General features: G+C 65.9%; 17 protein-coding genes and 1 riboswitch. Of the genes, 14 read left to right on the top strand and 3 right to left on the bottom strand.

What is annotated here, in order from left to right:
• Positions 1-172: FAD/NAD(P)-binding protein (locus ACZI8W_RS26015; RefSeq protein ID WP_463371428.1), on the bottom strand; the 172-nt coding region annotated here is incomplete at its 3' end.
• 297 nt (positions 173-469) lie between these two features.
• On the opposite strand from ACZI8W_RS26015, the gene ACZI8W_RS26010 reads away from it, so the two are divergent.
• From ACZI8W_RS26010 to ACZI8W_RS25975, 8 genes are all read left to right on the top strand, one after another.
• The gene (locus ACZI8W_RS26010; RefSeq protein WP_463371425.1) at positions 470-913 is read left to right on the top strand and encodes an Rv0361 family membrane protein; all 444 of its coding nucleotides are present in this window, start codon (positions 470-472) and stop codon (positions 911-913) included.
• Between the two features lie 83 nt (positions 914-996).
• Positions 997-1,407, top strand: coding sequence for a rhodanese-like domain-containing protein (locus ACZI8W_RS26005; protein WP_463371424.1), 411 nt, complete (start codon positions 997-999; stop codon positions 1,405-1,407).
• A complete protein-coding gene (locus ACZI8W_RS26000; protein WP_463371423.1) occupies positions 1,404-2,627 on the top strand; it encodes an O-succinylhomoserine sulfhydrylase in 1,224 nt (407 codons plus the stop codon). Before ACZI8W_RS26005 ends, ACZI8W_RS26000 begins: the two co-directional genes overlap by 4 nt.
• 41 nt (positions 2,628-2,668) lie before the next feature.
• Positions 2,669-2,786: riboswitch (cobalamin riboswitch) on the top strand.
• Between the two features lie 77 nt (positions 2,787-2,863).
• On the top strand, positions 2,864-3,763 hold the full coding sequence (locus ACZI8W_RS25995) for an ABC transporter substrate-binding protein (protein ID WP_463371422.1): 900 nt from the start codon (positions 2,864-2,866) through the stop codon (positions 3,761-3,763).
• A gap of 59 nt (positions 3,764-3,822) precedes the next feature.
• On the top strand, positions 3,823-4,785 hold the full coding sequence (locus ACZI8W_RS25990; RefSeq protein WP_463371427.1) for a FecCD family ABC transporter permease: 963 nt from the start codon (positions 3,823-3,825) through the stop codon (positions 4,783-4,785).
• On the top strand, positions 4,782-5,567 hold the full coding sequence (locus ACZI8W_RS25985; RefSeq protein WP_463371421.1) for an ABC transporter ATP-binding protein: 786 nt from the start codon (positions 4,782-4,784) through the stop codon (positions 5,565-5,567). The genes ACZI8W_RS25990 and ACZI8W_RS25985 overlap by 4 nt, the downstream gene beginning before the upstream one ends.
• Complete coding sequence (gene cobU / locus ACZI8W_RS25980; protein ID WP_463371420.1) at positions 5,567-6,901, top strand: bifunctional adenosylcobinamide kinase/adenosylcobinamide-phosphate guanylyltransferase; 1,335 nt, start codon at positions 5,567-5,569, stop codon at positions 6,899-6,901. The genes ACZI8W_RS25985 and cobU overlap by 1 nt, the downstream gene beginning before the upstream one ends.
• 367 nt (positions 6,902-7,268) lie before the next feature.
• On the top strand, positions 7,269-7,514 hold the full coding sequence (locus tag ACZI8W_RS25975) for a WhiB family transcriptional regulator (protein ID WP_463371419.1): 246 nt from the start codon (positions 7,269-7,271) through the stop codon (positions 7,512-7,514).
• Positions 7,515-7,581: 67 nt separating this feature from the next.
• Here ACZI8W_RS25975 and ACZI8W_RS25970 read toward each other — a convergent pair whose 3' ends face one another.
• Together ACZI8W_RS25970 and ACZI8W_RS25965 are read right to left on the bottom strand one after the other, a co-directional pair.
• Positions 7,582-8,340 carry an HAD-IIA family hydrolase gene (locus tag ACZI8W_RS25970; protein ID WP_463371426.1) on the bottom strand — a complete coding sequence of 253 codons (759 nt, stop codon included), beginning with the start codon at positions 8,338-8,340 and terminating at the stop codon, positions 7,582-7,584.
• A gap of 71 nt (positions 8,341-8,411) precedes the next feature.
• On the bottom strand, positions 8,412-9,185 hold the full coding sequence (locus ACZI8W_RS25965; RefSeq protein WP_463371418.1) for a sulfite exporter TauE/SafE family protein: 774 nt from the start codon (positions 9,183-9,185) through the stop codon (positions 8,412-8,414).
• Positions 9,186-9,286: 101 nt separating this feature from the next.
• Between ACZI8W_RS25965 and ACZI8W_RS25960 the strand changes: the two genes are divergently transcribed.
• The 6 genes from ACZI8W_RS25960 to ACZI8W_RS25935 all read left to right on the top strand — a co-directional run.
• Positions 9,287-10,411: an endonuclease domain-containing protein gene (locus tag ACZI8W_RS25960; RefSeq protein ID WP_463371417.1), complete on the top strand. Its 1,125-nt coding sequence runs from the start codon at positions 9,287-9,289 to the stop codon at positions 10,409-10,411.
• The gene (locus ACZI8W_RS25955; protein ID WP_463371416.1) at positions 10,411-11,064 is read left to right on the top strand and encodes a hypothetical protein; all 654 of its coding nucleotides are present in this window, start codon (positions 10,411-10,413) and stop codon (positions 11,062-11,064) included. The genes ACZI8W_RS25960 and ACZI8W_RS25955 overlap by 1 nt, the downstream gene beginning before the upstream one ends.
• A gap of 62 nt (positions 11,065-11,126) precedes the next feature.
• Positions 11,127-14,231 (top strand): helicase HerA domain-containing protein, encoded by a 3,105-nt coding sequence (locus ACZI8W_RS25950; RefSeq protein WP_463371415.1) that lies wholly within the window; start codon positions 11,127-11,129, stop codon positions 14,229-14,231.
• Between the two features lie 88 nt (positions 14,232-14,319).
• Positions 14,320-15,009, top strand: coding sequence for a hypothetical protein (locus ACZI8W_RS25945; RefSeq protein WP_463371414.1), 690 nt, complete (start codon positions 14,320-14,322; stop codon positions 15,007-15,009).
• The gene (locus tag ACZI8W_RS25940; protein WP_463371413.1) at positions 15,006-15,476 is read left to right on the top strand and encodes an RDD family protein; all 471 of its coding nucleotides are present in this window, start codon (positions 15,006-15,008) and stop codon (positions 15,474-15,476) included. Before ACZI8W_RS25945 ends, ACZI8W_RS25940 begins: the two co-directional genes overlap by 4 nt.
• Before the next feature lie 63 nt (positions 15,477-15,539).
• On the top strand, positions 15,540-15,923 hold a 384-nt coding region (locus ACZI8W_RS25935; protein ID WP_463371412.1), incomplete at its 3' end, for an LLM class flavin-dependent oxidoreductase.

The following is a 15,923-nucleotide window of genomic DNA, read 5'->3' as shown; positions in this document are numbered from 1 at the left end:
GGGCGACGCCGTAGCGGATGAGGCCGAACGGGGCCGGCATGCGTTCGAACAGGTCGATGCTCACCCCGGGATCCTGCGCAGTGTCGGACTTCATGAGTGCGTCGGCGGCGTAGATACCGGCGGGGCCGGCACCGACGATCGCGACGCGAAGGGGACGGCTCTGATCAGTCATCGGGTCAACTACCTCTTCGGTGTGCGGACAGACCTATCCAGCTTAAATTAAGGCTGCCCTCAGTGGGCGGGCGCAGGTCGCGCGGGATGACCGCGCGGGATGACGATGGAGGAAAACTCCGGGAAACGTCGGGAGAATCGCTTCAGCGACAACACATGTGGGCACTCACGCGGCACAGGTCGACGGCGAGGCGTCGAACGAGCGGAGTAGTGGCCATGGTCAATTCCTACCTCACTAGGGTTTATTGGCGCAAATGCGGCCGATCGAGGTGGATTCCCCGAGGTTAGGATCATCCGCATGGCACAACGGCGTGACCCCGAACCCGACCCCGACGGTCTCGACCCGGACGGACCCACGAGCAGCACGCCCTGGCCGTTCATCGGCGCCGTCCTCGTGATCGTCGTCCTCGCGTTGGTGCTCGTCGTCATGCAGTTCCTCTCGCCCGAAGGTGAGAGCCTCGACGACAACGAACGGATCACCCGCACGACCGACGACTACATCAAGGCCGTCAACGCGGATGACGAGGATGTCCTCGTCATCCTCCGTTGCGGCGAGCTGAGCCGCGGTGAGGGACCTCTCGCCGGGGTCGACAGCGACATCGAACTTCAGGGCAGTGACAACGTCGTCGTCGACGGCGACAAGGCCACCGTCGATGTCACCACCGTGATCGACGGCGAGGCGACCACCGAGACGTGGAACCTGACCCTCGTCGACGACGTGTGGCGTGTCTGTACACCCTGATCGACCGGTTCGAGCATCCGGATCGTCGGCGTACTCACCCTCCCGCGTATTCGCGCGGTCCTGACCTGTGCAAAAGTATTCCCGTGAGCTACGCAGGTGATATCACGCCGCAGCACGCCTGGGAGCTGCTGCAGGAACATCAGGATGCCGTGCTCGTCGATGTGCGCACCGACGCCGAATGGAAATACGTGGGTGTCCCCGACACCGCCTCCATCGGGCGCCGCACGCTGTTCGTCGAATGGGTGTCGTACCCCGCCGGTACCCCCAACGAGCGTTTCGTCGACGAGCTGAAGGATGCGGGAATCGGCGGCGGACCGGTGATCTTCCTGTGTCGCTCGGGCCAGCGTTCGATCGGCGCCGCCGAAGCAGCGACGGCCGCGGGCCTGGCCCCTGCGTACAACGTTCTCGAAGGATTCGAAGGACCGCTCGATACCGACAAGCATCGCGGCGGACAGGGTTGGCGGGCCGCGGGCCTGCCATGGAGGCAGTCGTGAGTGCAATTCCCCAGGGCGGTGCGTTCAGCAAGGCGCTGCCCGAGACCGTGCGCCAAGCCACGCTCGGTGTGCGCGGTGGCGTCCTGCGGTCCGGTTTCGAGGAGACCTCCGAGGCGCTCTACCTCAACTCCGGGTTCGTCTACGAATCGGCGGAAGCCGCCGAGCAGGCATTCACCGGCGAGGTCGACCACTTCGTCTATTCCCGGTACGGCAACCCGACGGTGACGATGTTCGAGGAACGGCTGCGGTTGCTCGACGGCGCCGAAGCCTGCTACTCCACGGCATCGGGCATGTCCGCGGTGTTCACAGCGCTTGCTGCTCTGCTCGGCAAAGGCGATCGTCTCGTTGCCGCCCGCAGCCTCTTCGGCTCGTGCTTCGTGGTGTGCAACGAGATCCTGCCCCGATGGGGCGTGGAGACGGTGTTCGTCGACGGTGAAGACCTCGACCAGTGGGAGAAGGCGCTGTCGGTGCCCACCACCGCGGTGTTCTTCGAAACCCCGTCGAACCCGATGCAGACCCTCGTCGACGTCCGCAAGGTGTCCGAGATGGCACACGCTGCAGGTGCAAAGGTGGTGCTGGACAACGTCTTCGCCACCCCGTTGTTGCAACGCAGCCTCGACCTCGGTGCCGACATCGTCGTGTACTCGGGAACCAAGCACATCGACGGCCAGGGCCGGGTGCTCGGCGGCGCGATCCTCGGTCCCCAGGACTACATCGACGGACCCGTCAAGAACCTCATCCGGCACACCGGACCGTCGCTGAGCCCGTTCAACGCATGGACGTTGCTCAAGGGCCTCGAGACGATGCCCGTCCGGTTGCGTGCCGCGGTCGATTCGACCGTCCGCCTCGGCCATTTCCTGGAGTCGCACGCGGCGGTGAGCTGGATCAAGTACCCGTTCCTCGAGTCGCATCCGCAGCACGAGCTGGCAACGTCGCAGATGAGCGGCGGCGGCACGATCCTCACGTTCGAGCTCGCCGCGCCCGAAGGCGAGGGCAAGAAGCGCGCGTTCGAGCTGCTCAACAAGCTGCGCATCGTCGACATCTCCAACAATCTCGGCGACTCCAAGTCGCTCATCACCCACCCCGCGACCACCACCCACCGAGCGATGGGCCCCGACGGTCGCGCGGCGATCGGCCTGTCCGACGGCGTCGTACGCCTGTCGGTGGGCCTCGAAGACCCTGAGGATCTGCTCGAAGACCTCGAGCAGGCGCTCGCCTGAGTCGACAACTCCGTGGGATACGCTGCGGGTGCACTGCCAATCGGGCAGGGCACCCGCAGCGTCTCGGTGAAGCCGGTGAGAATCCGGCGCTGTCCCGCAACTGTGAGCCCGGTGTTCGACCGGTGAGCCAGGTCAGCCGGCGTCGCGGGCACGTACAAGTCCTCGGACGAAGGACGGTATCGTGCCGCAACTTCTCGTTGCAGCCGTGCTGTTTTCGTCCTTCGAGCCAACGGAGGATGGCTGTGCCCACCACTTCCCGCAGGTTTCTCACCGCCGGTGTCGCTGCCCTCGCACTGGTGATCACCGGTTGCAGCAGCGGTGACGATGCCGCATCGGAGGTCACCGCACCTGCAGAACCGGGCACTGCGCAGGCCATCGTCTCGCTGAGCCCGACTACCACCGAGATGCTCTACGCAGTCGGCGCGGGCGATCAGGTCATCGCTGTGGACGAGCGGTCCAACTACCCGGAGGGCGCTCCGGTCACCGATTTGTCGGGCTACACCCCCAACGTCGAGGCCATTCTCGGCTACGACCCCGATCTCGTCGTCGCCACCGACGACAACGGCGACCTCGTGGCCGGACTCGAGAACGCCGGTGTCGAGGTGCTCCTCCTTCCCGCTGCGGTCACCCTCGACGACACCTACGCTCAGCTCGAGCAGGTCGGAGTCGCGACCGGCCGTGTCGGTGACGCCGCCGAACTGGTCGCGCAGATGCAGACCGAGATCGGCGACATCGTGGCCTCCGTGCCCGCGCGCGAGACACCGCTGCGGTACTACCACGAACTCGACAACACGTACTACAGCGTCACCGACGACACCTACATCGGCGAGATCTATTCGATGCTGGGCCTGACGTCCATCGCCACCAGCAGTGACGGATATCCGCAGCTGTCCTCCGAATTCGTCGTCGAGCAGAACCCCGATCTGGTCTTCCTCGCCGACACACAGTGCTGTGGTGTCACCCCCGAGTCGGTCGCCGAACGCGCCGGCTGGGCGGAGCTCACCGCGGTCCGCGACGGGCAGGTCCATGTCCTCGACGAAGACATCGCGAGCCGGTGGGGTCCTCGAGTCGTCGATCTCGTCCGGGAACTCGCTGTGATTGTCGCCGCCGTCCCCGCGGGCCAACCTGCACCGTGATCACCGCGCGCCGCCGCGCACTCGTGCTGGGTGGCGCGGTGCTATTCCTCTTCGCGGCGATGCTCGTCGGAATCCTCGTCGGCCCGGCCGGGCTCACGCCGCGCGGTGTGCTGCTCGACGTGCTCGACAAGATTCCGTTCGTCGACGTCGAGTCCGGTCTGAGCACGCGACAACAGGCGATCCTGTGGAACATTCGCATGCCCCGGGTGGTGCTCGGCGTGATCGTCGGGGCGATGCTCGCGATCGCCGGTGCCGCTTACCAGGGTGTCTTCCGCAATCCGCTCGCCGACCCGTACCTTCTCGGCGTGTCGAGCGGCGCGGGTCTCGGCGCGACCGTCGCCATTGTCGTGGGCGGAGCGGCGGGATTCGCCGGGGTTCCCGTTGCCGCGTTCGCGGGCGGGATGCTCGCGGTCGGTGCGACCTACGCTCTCGGGCGCACAGTCGGGGGCAGCCGCACCGAGGTGATCATCATCCTGGCCGGTGTCGCGGTCGCAGCATTCGCCAACGCCATCCAGACGTTCTTCATGCAACTCCACGACGACACGCTGCGCCAGGTCTATTCGTGGATGCTCGGACGGCTGTCCACCGACGGCTGGTCCGATGTGCGGACAGTGCTGCCATATGTCGTCGTCTCCGTCGTCGTGATCATGCTGCACCGCCGCACCCTCGACGTCATGTCGGTCGGTGACGTGGAAGCCTCGAGCCTCGGCATCGACCCGGCCCGGGTACGGCTGATCCTCGTGTGTATCGCGACGCTCGGCACCGCTGCCGTCGTCTCCGCCAGCGGCCTGATCGGGTTCGTCGGTATCGTCATTCCCCACGCCGTCCGATTGCTGATCGGTCCGGGGCACCGTCTGCTGTTGCCGCTGTCGCTGATGGTCGGCGCCTCATTCCTCGTCCTCGCCGACGTCCTGGCCCGCACCGTGATGTCGCCGGCCGAACTACCGATCGGTGTCGTGACCGCGGCGATCGGCGCGCCGTTCTTCCTCGTTGTGCTGCGGCGGAGTCGGGGAGTGGCATGAATGCTGTGACCTGCCGGGGCCTGTGTGCGGAGCGTGGTGGCGTGCAGGTACTGCACGATGTCGACCTCGGCGTCGGCGCCGGGGAATGGGTGTCGCTCGTGGGACCCAACGGATCCGGCAAGACCACACTGCTGCATGCGCTCGCCGGACTGGTTCCGGCGGACGGCGACGTCGAGGTCGCGGGGGTGACACCGAGTCGGTCGGGGCGTCGTGCCACCGCGCGGGCGGTCGCGTTGATGCCGCAGCGACCCATCGTTCCCGAAGGCGTCACCGTGCGCGAGCTGATCCATCTCGGCCGAACCCCGCACATTCCCCGCTTCGGGAGCGAAACCCCGCGCGACCGCGAGATCGTCGAGCGGGTCATCACACGACTCGAACTCGAGGACTTCGCGTCGCGGCTTGCGACCGCGCTGTCGGGTGGGGAACTGCAACGGGTCGTACTGGCCCGGGCGCTCGCACAGCAACCGCAGGTCCTGCTGCTGGACGAGCCCACCAGCGCACTGGACATCGGACATCAACAGCAGGTGCTCGATCTCGTCGACTCGATGCGCCGCGAAGGGGAGCTGACAGTGATCGCGGCGATGCACGACCTGACGTCGGCGAGTCAGTACGGCGAGCGGCTGGTGCTGCTGGAGCACGGTCGGATCGTCGCCGACGGGCCGCCCGCGGAAGTGCTCACCGTCGAGCGCATCGCCGACGTCTACGGTGCCCGGGTCGAGGTGCTCGACCGTCCCGCAGGCCGCGCAGTGCTACCGCTGCGCGGCCACCCGAAGGAGTGTTGATGGAGGTTGTGCTGCTGGGCACCGGTGCTGCGGACGGGTGGCCGAACCCCTTCTGCCGGTGCGGCTCGTGTATGGATGCAGCGGGCAGGAACGAGATTCGCGGTCAGACGGCTGCCTTGGTCGACGATGTGCTGATGCTCGACTGCGGACCCGAAGCGCCACGTGCGGCGGTGCGGTTCGGCCGGACTCTCGCGCAGGTGCGTCACATCCTGCTCACCCACGCACACCCGGATCATCTGGGCCCGCAGGCGCTGCTGTTCCGGTCGTGGGTCGACGTGGGGCACGCAGTCGAGGTGATCGGCCCGGCCGACGCTCTCGACGCGTGCCGGTCGTGGGTCGGGCCCGACGACCCGGTCCGGTTCGTTCCGGTGGTGTCGGGTGACGAACTGCCGGTCGGTGAGTACACGGTGCGTGTACTCCCGGCGCAACACAGGGTGTTCCGCGACGGTGACGCCGTACTGTACGACGTCACCGGGGCCGATGGGTCGCGGATCTTGTGGGCGTGCGACACGGGACCACTGCCTGCGGTCTGGTTCGACGCAGTGCGTGATGCCGCATTCGATGCGGTATTCCTCGAGGAGACCTTCGGCGACCGATCCGATCTCTCGTCCGGCCACCTGGGTTTGCTCGAATTCGAGGAGACCGTCGAGGGTCTGCGTAGGTGCGGTGCCGTGGTGGCGACGACAGACGTCGTCGCGGTGCACCTGGGACACCACAATCCGCCGATCGCACAGCTTCGGGAGCGGGTGCGGCGCTGCGGTGCCCGCCCGGGAACCGACGGGGAGGTAGTGCACACGGGGCACGGATCGTCGGGTTCCCGAACACTCGTGCTCGGCGGGGTCCGCTCGGGCAAATCACGTCACGCGGAGGGACTGGCCGCGGCGTACGGGTCGGTGGTGTACGTCGCGACCGGAGGAAGTCGCGAAGGCGACGAGGAATGGGCACGCCGAGTCGTGCTGCACCGTGAGCGCCGACCCGACACGTGGGTGACGGTCGAAACGGTCGACATCGCCCCGGTGTTGCGTGAGGCCACCGAGCCGCTGCTGATCGATTGCCTCGGGACGTGGTTGACGGCCCGACTCGACGCTCACGATGTGTGGAACGGGGGTGCTGTCGCGGCCGTCGACGCCGACATCGACGAACTGCTCGACGCGTGGAAAGCGTGTCGTGTTCCCGTGGTCGCGGTGAGCAACGAGGTGGGTAGCGGGGTGGTGCCCGCGACCGCTTCCGGACGGCTGTTCCGCGACCTGCTCGGCCGCCTCAATGCGTCGATTGCGTCCGTATCGGATTCGGTGACGCTGGTCGTTGCGGGCATCCCGATGCCGTTGCGCTGACACGCAAATTGGACGTGGGCCACATTTCCTAGTTTCCGGACTCGAATCGTGGCACACTGGATCCTCGGTGCCAGCGGGCAGAACATGGAGAGGAGGACTCGGATGCGTACCAGCCCATATCGGTGGAATGGATCGCGATCGATGATCCGACTCCTCGACCATGAAGTCGAAAAGTCCGGTCGACCAACCGGATTCAGCTGCTAGCACCCGAATTCCCGGGGTGTGTGCGCCCCGGGTTGCCGGTCGCCTCACGGTGACACCCCGGGTCGTTCACACGTCGAGAATGTGCAATCCCCGAAGGACATGACGTCCCCGCTGCCTGTGTGGGACACACCTGCGCCGCGACGGCCCGGAAGGAGACAGACCGATGACCATGACTTTGGCAGACCTGCTTGCTCCCACCTACGACGCCCCCGACTGGGATGTCGCCGCATGCCGCGGTGACGCACACCCCGATCGGTGGTTTCCGGACCCGAGCGAGGATTTCGACTACGCAGCCCGCGTGTGTGCCCGCTGCCCGATCCTCGATGCCTGCCGCACGTACGCCTCCGAGGACAAGCAGTCCGGTGTGTGGGGTGGCCACGAGTACCGCCGAGGCAAGATTCTTCGCTGATGCGGGGATGCCGGATGTACGGTTCCCGCGCGAAAGGCCCCGAGCTGTATCCGTGTCCGTGATCGCGTCAGAACGGGTTTCCGGTGCGACCGACCAGGTCGGCGACCGAGTCGATGATCCGCGTGGGCCGATAGGGGTACAACCCCACCGAGGCGCGGGTGCTGATACCGGTGAGCACGAGCAACGTCTGGAGCCCGGCTTCGAGACCGCAGACGATGTCGGTGTCCATACGGTCGCCGATCATGAGCGTGTGTTCCGAGTGTGCGCCGATCGCGCGTAGCGCGGAGCGCATCATCAGGGCGTTGGGCTTACCGACGAAGTACGGGTCGCGGCCGGTGGCGCGGGTGATCAGTGCGGCGACCGATCCGGTGGCGGGCAGCGACCCCTCGGGCGACGGGCCCGTCGGGTCGGGGTTGGTCGCGATGAACCGCGCGCCGCGTTCGACGAGCCGAATCGCGGTGGTGATCGCCTCGAACGAGTATGTTCGGGTTTCGCCGAGCACGACGTAGTCCGGGTCGCTGTCGGTCAGTACGTAGCCGATGTCGTGCAATGCCGTCGTCAGGCCGGATTCTCCGACGACGTAGGCACTTCCGCCTGGACGTTGGTTCGCGAGGAATGTCGCGGTGGCCAGGGCCGACGTCCAGATGGAATCTTCGGGCACATCGAGGCCAGACCGCAGGAGTCGCGCTCTCAGATCACGGGGGGTACGGATCGAATTGTTGGTGAGCACCATGAACGGAATCTCGTTCGCGCGAAGCTCCCCGAGAAGTGCATCGGCGCCGGGAATCAGAGCGTCCTCGTGGACGAGGACACCGTCCATGTCCATCAGGTAGTTCCAGACTGGGGCAGTGGGGGGAGCGTCGTCCGAATTCACCCGCCCAGTCTCCCACCGGAACGTCAAGCGAGCAGCCGATACAGACCGATCAGCCCGACCACCACGATCACCGAGCGCAGCGCTACGGGCGAGAGTCGTCGGCCGTAGTGGGATCCGAGCCACCCGCCGATGAGCGATCCCACTGCGATCAACGCGGCGACGGTCCAGTTGATCCGGTCGAACGCGACGAGAATGTACATCGAGGCGGCGACGATGTTGACGATCAACGACAGCAGGTTCTTCGCCGCGTTCTGTTGTTGGATGTGGTCGGTCAGCAGTGCGCCGAACAGGCCCATCAGCAGGATGCCCTGTGCCGCTGTGAAGTAGCCGCCGTAGATGCCGACTGCGAACGTGCCGACGATCAGCAACGTCATCCGCACCGGGCCGAGGCCGCCGTCGGAGGTTTCGCCTGTGCGCTGCAGAACCCACTTCTGGATCTTCGGCTGGAAGACGACCAGGAACAGCGCGAAGATCAGTAGCACCGGGACGACTGTTTCGAACACGGTCTCGGGAAGGTGCAACAGCAACCATGCACCCAGGAGAGCGCCTATGAGCGACGCGGGGATCTGCCAGCGCAGCCGCGGCCACTGACCTCGCAGTTCCTTCCGGTATCCCCAGGTGCCCGACACGCCGCCCGCCACCAGGCCGATGGCGTTGGACATCGTCGCCGTCACGGGAGGTACGCCGAACGCAACCAATGTGGGAAACGTGATGAGCGTGCCGGAGCCGACGAGCGAATTGATCGCACCGGCTCCGACCCCGGCGAGGGCGACGAGGAACAGTTCGAGCGGAGTCACCGACAGGAGTCTACGGAGGACCACACCGTGCGCTGCCGCCAGCTCGGGGCGCATTCCTGAATGTCGGAAATGTATGGTTCACCCGTGGATGGACCGGGAGCGTGACTACATCTGTGCCGGAGTCGACGGCGTTTTCGTGCTGCCCGGTCGGGGCTACTCCCGACGACGGACTGCGGCGCTGGTGGTCGCAGTTCCCGGCCGGACGGGTGGTGCAGGTCGACGGGGCCGCCTACGAACTCGTGTCCGCCGCAGCCCGTCCCGTACCGGATGAAGCACCCGTCTTCCTGACCTGCGAGATTGTCGTCGGCGCGGCCCTGTCGCAGACCCTCGATGGCATTCTCGACGAACTCGAAGCCGCGGCGCTGGGTCTGTTTCCGGCGTGGCTGCCCGGTGCGGCTCGGATCGAGGGACGGAGCTCACTCGACGTGGGTGCGCTCCGGTTGCTGGCGAAAGAACTGTCCGCAGGCAGTGCGCACTTCGGTCCCTACATCGCCGATCTGGCCGAGGCAGCGTGCCTCGGTACGCGCGTGGATCCCGGACGATTCACGCGGGAGATCCGCGCAGCCGGGGTGGCGAGGGCATTGGCGGACGGCTACGGACGACCGTATGTGGTCCTGTTGATCGATACGGTGAGCGAGCTATCAGCGGGCGACCAGCAGCAGATTGCCGCGGTATGCGAGTGGATCGCCGATCGCGGCCGCGTCGGAGTGGGACTCACCGTGTCGAGCACTCCGGTCGTCGACCGGTTCCGGACGGTCGAGTTACCACCGTGCGACACGGATCCTGGCGTAGCGCCTGCTGCGAGGACCGTCGGGAAGGTCCATGTGCGCTATCCGGCCCTGGCGGGACGCCCGCACCCGGGCAGCACAGCCGAGAAACGGCTGGCGAAGGCACTGTCCGAGTGCGAGTGGGCGCGGGGCGGCGTGTGGAACACCAGATATGAGCTGCATCCGCTGCAGGCGCCGATCGTCGTCGATCTGATGTGGGAGGACGCGCGATGCGTCGTGGAATTGGACGGTGACGACCACCGCGTGCGCGCCAAGTATGCTGCGGATCGGCAACGCGATGTGCAGCTGCAGTTGCATGGATTCGGTGTCCTTCGGTTCACCAACGATCAAGTGCTCGAAGATATGTCGTCGGTGGTATCCGCAATCGAACAATACGTCTGTGCTCGGCGGCTCGACGTGGCGACCACCGTCCGGACAATGGCGAAAGGCAGAAACTGATGACTACGGACGACCTGACTGCAGGTGAGACCCTGGTCCTTCTCACCTTGATGTCGGAATCGCGGCCGTTGACGAACACGGAGCTGAAGGCGCTGGGCCCCGAACTGCGTGCGGACAGCCGGAGGAAGCTGAATCGGCTCCGGCTGGTCGACACCGACATGAGCACTCGCCCGTACACGCACGAACTGGCCGACAAAGGCTGGGCGAGGTGCTTCGAGGAGTTCGGGAAGGACGCACCCCCCAAGTCGGGACCGTGGGGTCGCACACTGTATACCTTGCTCGCATCGTTCCGTCGGTACTTCGACCGGACCGGCCTACGCCCCGCCGATGTGTTCCTTTCTTCAGCGGCACAACAGCCGGAGCCGGCCGCTCCGGCGAGCCGACCCTCCGAGACACTCGAAGAGCGTGTGCGGGCGGCATACGACCGGCTCGCGGAGCGGCCGGGGAAATGGGTGGGCCTCGCCGACCTGCGGCGACTGATGGCAGATGTCTCGAGAGGTGAGCTGGACCGCGAGTTGGTCCGAATGTACGGACTGTCCGGTGTCGTCCTCGTTCCGGAGGAAAACCAGAAGACTCTCACGGAAGAGGACCGCGCCGCCGCGGTGGTGATCGGCAACCAGGACAAGCACGCGATCGCGATCGAGGCACTGTGATCGGCGAGGAATGCAGAGCACTCGCGTCCATCCGTCTCAACTGGGCGCCGACTCCCGAGGATGTGTGGCAGCCCCTAGGCGGTCTCCATGTGCCGGGGCTGCACGATTCGGTGATCGAGACGATGATGGAGGCGTTCGATGATGCGTCCCGCAGCACCGCTGCCAGCCCTCTCGGGGTGGTCGTCGAGGGGCAGGCAGGTGCAGGAAAGACGCATCTGCTCGGGCATGTGCGCGAGCGGGTGCAAGAGAAGGGCGGCTACTTCTTCCTCATCGGTCTGATCGATTCCGCGGAATTCTGGAGTTCGACGCTCTCACGGATGCTCGAGGACCTGGGACGTCCAGCACCCGAGCACGGAACCCAGCTGCGGCTGCTGCTGTGGCGTCTCGCGACGATCGCGCATGTGTCGCGGGCGCAGCGTCGGGCGATCATCGGTGATGCTCCGATCGACCCCGGTACCCTCAATACCTTCATCGAAGAGCTGTTCAAGGCACATCCCCAGGTCGTGCGGCAATGTCGGCACACGGCTCGGGCCCTCGTCCTGTACGCATCGGCAGATCTCGCGCTTCAGGACATCGCCGAATCCTTCCTCCAATCCGCCGAGGAAATGACGCCGGGCGAGCGCGCCGGATGGGGAATCGGATCGATGGTGCCGGTGCCGCAGGAGATCGCGAGAGACCTGTCCCGATTGCTCGCGATCACGGGTCCTACGGTGCTCGCGGTGGATCAGATCGACACCCTGATCGCTCAGTCGCACCGAAAGCTGAGCAACAGCTCATCCTCGTCGGTGGATGCGACGATGGAGGAGATCGCCCACGGCCTCATGGCGCTGCGGGAAACGTTGAGCCGCACTGTCTCCGTGTTGTCCTGCACACCCAGCGCCTGGGAGACGATCGAGGACCGGGCCACGAGCACCGTCCGAGACCGCTTCCGGAGAGCCGCGCGCTTGAAAGGTCTCCAGACAGCCGACTTCTCCCGCGCTCTGCTGGAAAAACGTTTCGGTCCAGCCTACGCCGGTGCCGGATTCACGCCCCCGTATCCGACCTGGCCCGTTTCGGAATCCGCATTGACGGAGACACCGAACCACACACCGCGCGAACTCCTGCGGCTGGTCGACGGCCACATCCGGCGGTGCCTCCGCCTGGGCGTGGTGACCGAGCTGACGCATATCGGTCGTCCGGATGATGGTGACCTGAACGCGCAACTCGATCCTGCTCCGTCGCCCGACCTGTCGGCGCTCGACGCGCGATTCGAGTCGTTGAAGGAAGCTGCACCCGAAAGCGGCGTGTTCGACGGTGCCCGCGAGGACACCGTCGTCCCGCGGCTGCTGGCAGCCGGACTCGATGCGTGGATCCGCGAGACGGGCGCTCCGGAGGGGACATTCCAGCGTGATCCGCTTCCCGGCGCCAAGCCCGCGCTTCATGCCAGGCTTCGTCGGACCCTCGATACCGCGACCGAGGATGAGGAGCACTGGGCCTTCCGCGCTGTCTCATCGGCCAACGCCGTCGCCTCGACGAACCGTATCCAGAAGGCGTGCACGGCCTCCGGGGCAGGACAGGGACGGTCCGACCGCAGGGTCTTCCTGCTGAGGAACGTCCCCTGGCCGAACGGTGCGAAGACACAGGCGACCGTCGCGGCATTCGAAGCGACGGGTGGACGCACAGTTCCTCTCGTGGCCCACGATGTCCATGTGCTCGGTGCACTTCGGACCCTGATCGACGAGAACCCCGACCACCTCGACGAATGGTTGACGGCACGCCGTCCCGCTCACGGATTGCAGGTGTTCCGGCAGACGCTGGGGGACGTCGGTGAGCTCGCTTCGGCCTCGACACCGGTGTCCGACGGACCTGTACTTCCGGAAGCGTCGGCAGCCCGGTCCGCAACTGCCGAGGAGGTGGCGGGAGATGAGGCCGTGGACGAGGACGTCGTCCCCGAAGGAGCACCGTCGATCCCACTCGGCACGGTGATCGGGCGCGGGTCCGAGGTGAGAGTCGAACTGGAAGCCCTGCGCAAGCACACGGCGATCTTCGCCGGATCGGGTTCGGGCAAGACTGTGCTGATTCGACGTCTGGTGGAAGAGTGTGCCCTCCAGGGAGTTTCCTCGATCGTCCTGGATCCCAACAACGATCTGTCGCGTCTGGGAACCGCGTGGCCTGACGGTTCCCGCTCGTGGACGCCGGAGGATGCTGCGAGCGCGGTGAAGTACCTGGACAACACCGAGGTGATCGTGTGGACACCGCGTCGGGCCACGGGTCGTCCGCTCAGCTTCCAGCCATTGCCCGATTTCGCGGGTGTGGCAGACGACGTGGACGAATTCGCTGCGTCCGTGGAATCAGCGGTGGCTTCGCTGGCTCCTCGTGCGCGGGCCGATGCGAAGACTGCAGCGGCATCGAAGGCGCAGGCAGTGCTGAAACAGGCCCTCGAGTATTTCGGAGAGCGCCAGTCGGGGGATCTACGCGATTTCGTTGCGCTGCTCGAAGACCTGCCCGAAGACATCAGCGATCTCCGGAACGCGGAGAAGATCGCCGCGGACCTTGCCGAGAATCTCAAGGCGTCGATGGCGAACGATCCGATGTTCGGCGGCGAAGGCGCTCCGCTCGATCCGGGGGTGCTACTGACACCGTCCCCCGGCAGTCGCGCCCGGGTGTCGGTCATCAACCTTGCCGGGTTACCGTCGGATGCCCAGCGGCAAGGCTTCGTGAATCAACTGCAGATGGCGCTGTTCGCCTGGGTCAAGAGGAATCCGGCCGGCGATCGTCCGCTCGGGGGGTTGTTCGTGATGGACGAAGCACAGACGTTTGCGCCGTCCGGCCAGACCACCGCCTGCACCCAGAGCACGCTTGCTCTGGCATCACAGGCGCGAAAGTACGGACTGGGACTCGTGTTCGCGACCCAGGCGCCGAAGGGCCTGCACAATCGGATCCCAGGCAACGCCGCGACACAGTTCTACGGCCTGCTCAACAGCCCCGCCCAGATCGACGCGGCGAGGGAGATGGCCAAGGTCAAAGGCGGGGAGGTTCCTGATATCGGACGGCTGCCCGCCGGCCAGTTCTACGCCGCGATCGAGGGATCGGAATTTCGGAAGGCACAGACGCCACTGTGCTTGACCTACCACCCCAAAAGCCCACCCACCGAGGAAGAAGTTCTCGAGCTGGCACGGAAGTCGTGATTCCGGGTAACTGCAGGCGTACTCGACCGGAAGGAACCGACCAGGGCTGACACGTGCGTTTCGGGTGTTTGAGGTCTTTGATGTGGGTATGAACATCGACAAGAGTGCGGATCTCGTGCGTCTGGGAGCAGGTGTCGCTGCTGTACTGGTAGGTACGGCAGGGCGTGCGGCGGGCCTGACCGAGAACCTGGCTCGTCGGGTACCCGGTGTGGGTTCGGCGCTGGAGAGCCTCGAAGCGCGTGGCAGCGAGGTTCTCCGCACCGCAGACCACGTGAGCGATCAGGTGCTGCGGCTCGTCGTGCGGAAGATCGTGAACGCCGCACTCGTCGAAGTCGACGTCACAGCCGTCGTGCGCGACCATGTCGATCTCGATGCAATCGCCGAGGGCATCGACGTCGAAAAGATCATCGAGCGGGTCGACGTCGAGAAGATTGCGGACCGGGTCGACGTCGACCGGATCGTAGGAAGGGTCGACGTCGATGGGATCGCCGCGCGCGTCGAGATCACTCCGATCCTGGACCGAGTGGACGTCGATGCGATCGTCGACCGCGTGGACGTCGAAGCGGTGATCCGCAGGGTCGATCTCATCGGCCTGGCAGACACGGTCATCGACGGTGTCGACCTGCCCACGATCATCCGCCAATCCACCGGGACGATGTCCACCGAAGCTGTCAATGGTGTGCGCAGCCAGAGCATGCGCGCCGACGACGCGGTGTCCGGCTTCGTCGGGCGCATCCTGCACCGGAGTCCCGAGGGCAACGGGGGCGTGGAATCGTGACGGGTCTCGAGCACAGACCGGCCGGGATCGTCACCCGCGGTCTCGCGGCAGCACTGGATCTCGGCGTCGTCCTTCTGGCCATGGGCGGGCTGTACATGTCGTGGGTGTTCGTGCGGCTGCTGTTCTCGCTGCAGGATTTCTCGTTTCCCGACGTGGAGGTGCTCATGTCGGTGAGCCTCTTCACGTCGATGTCTGTGGTGTACCTGGCCGCGTGCTGGGCGACCACCGGTCGGACCGTCGGTGCGATCGTCCTGGGGTTACGGGTGATCGGCCGCAACGGTCGTCTCCTGGGGTGGCTGCGCGCCGTGCTGCGTGCCGCGTTCTGTGTGTTCGTCCCGGTGGGGCTGCTCGTCACCGCGATTCAACGGAACAGGCGGTCGCTGCAAGACATCGTGCTGCGAACCGTGGTCGTCTACGACTGGGATCCCGCCACGTTGCCCGCGACCAGCGGCGACGCGGATCTGTGAGACCTCCGTTGTCCGGTCGGGGGCATACTCGACGCAACTGCAGACGAAGGTAGGAGACGTTCGGTGGCACAGACACTCAAGTTGGGTTACAAGGCATCGGCGGAACAGTTCGGTCCGCGTGAACTGGTGGAGTTGGGGGTGCTCGCGGAGGCGCACGGGATGGATTCGGCGACGGTGTCGGATCATTTCCAGCCGTGGCGGCACAACGGTGGTCATGCCCCGTTCTCGTTGGCGTGGATGACTGCGGTCGGTGAGCGGACGCAGCGGGTGCAGCTCGGCACTTCGGTGTTGACGCCGACGTTCCGGTACAACCCGGCGGTGGTTGCGCAGGCGTTCGCGACGATGGGGTGTTTGTATCCGGGTCGGGTGTTCGTGGGGGTGGGTACCGGGGAGGCGCTCAACGAGATCGCGACGGGGTACAGCGATGCGTGGCCGGAGTTCAAGGAG

Source organism: Rhodococcus ruitaii (assembly GCF_055230935.1).
Note: the sequence above shows the minus strand (reverse complement) of the source record. Positions and strands in the feature narration are given on the sequence as shown.

Excerpts from the sequence above, each read along its gene's own strand:
- ACZI8W_RS26010 (WP_463371425.1), top strand. The coding sequence starts at position 470 with ATGGCACAACGGCGTGACCCCGAACCCGACCCCGACGGTCTCGACCCG.
- ACZI8W_RS25995 (WP_463371422.1), top strand. The coding sequence starts at position 2,864 with ATGGCTGTGCCCACCACTTCCCGCAGGTTTCTCACCGCCGGTGTCGCT.
- ACZI8W_RS25990 (WP_463371427.1), top strand. The coding sequence starts at position 3,823 with ATGCTCGTCGGAATCCTCGTCGGCCCGGCCGGGCTCACGCCGCGCGGT.
- ACZI8W_RS25985 (WP_463371421.1), top strand. The coding sequence starts at position 4,782 with ATGAATGCTGTGACCTGCCGGGGCCTGTGTGCGGAGCGTGGTGGCGTG.
- cobU (WP_463371420.1), top strand. The coding sequence starts at position 5,567 with ATGGAGGTTGTGCTGCTGGGCACCGGTGCTGCGGACGGGTGGCCGAAC.
- ACZI8W_RS25975 (WP_463371419.1), top strand. The coding sequence starts at position 7,269 with ATGACCATGACTTTGGCAGACCTGCTTGCTCCCACCTACGACGCCCCC.
- ACZI8W_RS25970 (WP_463371426.1), bottom strand. The coding sequence starts at position 8,340 with ATGGACATGGACGGTGTCCTCGTCCACGAGGACGCTCTGATTCCCGGC.
- ACZI8W_RS25955 (WP_463371416.1), top strand. The coding sequence starts at position 10,411 with ATGACTACGGACGACCTGACTGCAGGTGAGACCCTGGTCCTTCTCACC.
- ACZI8W_RS25945 (WP_463371414.1), top strand. The coding sequence starts at position 14,320 with ATGAACATCGACAAGAGTGCGGATCTCGTGCGTCTGGGAGCAGGTGTC.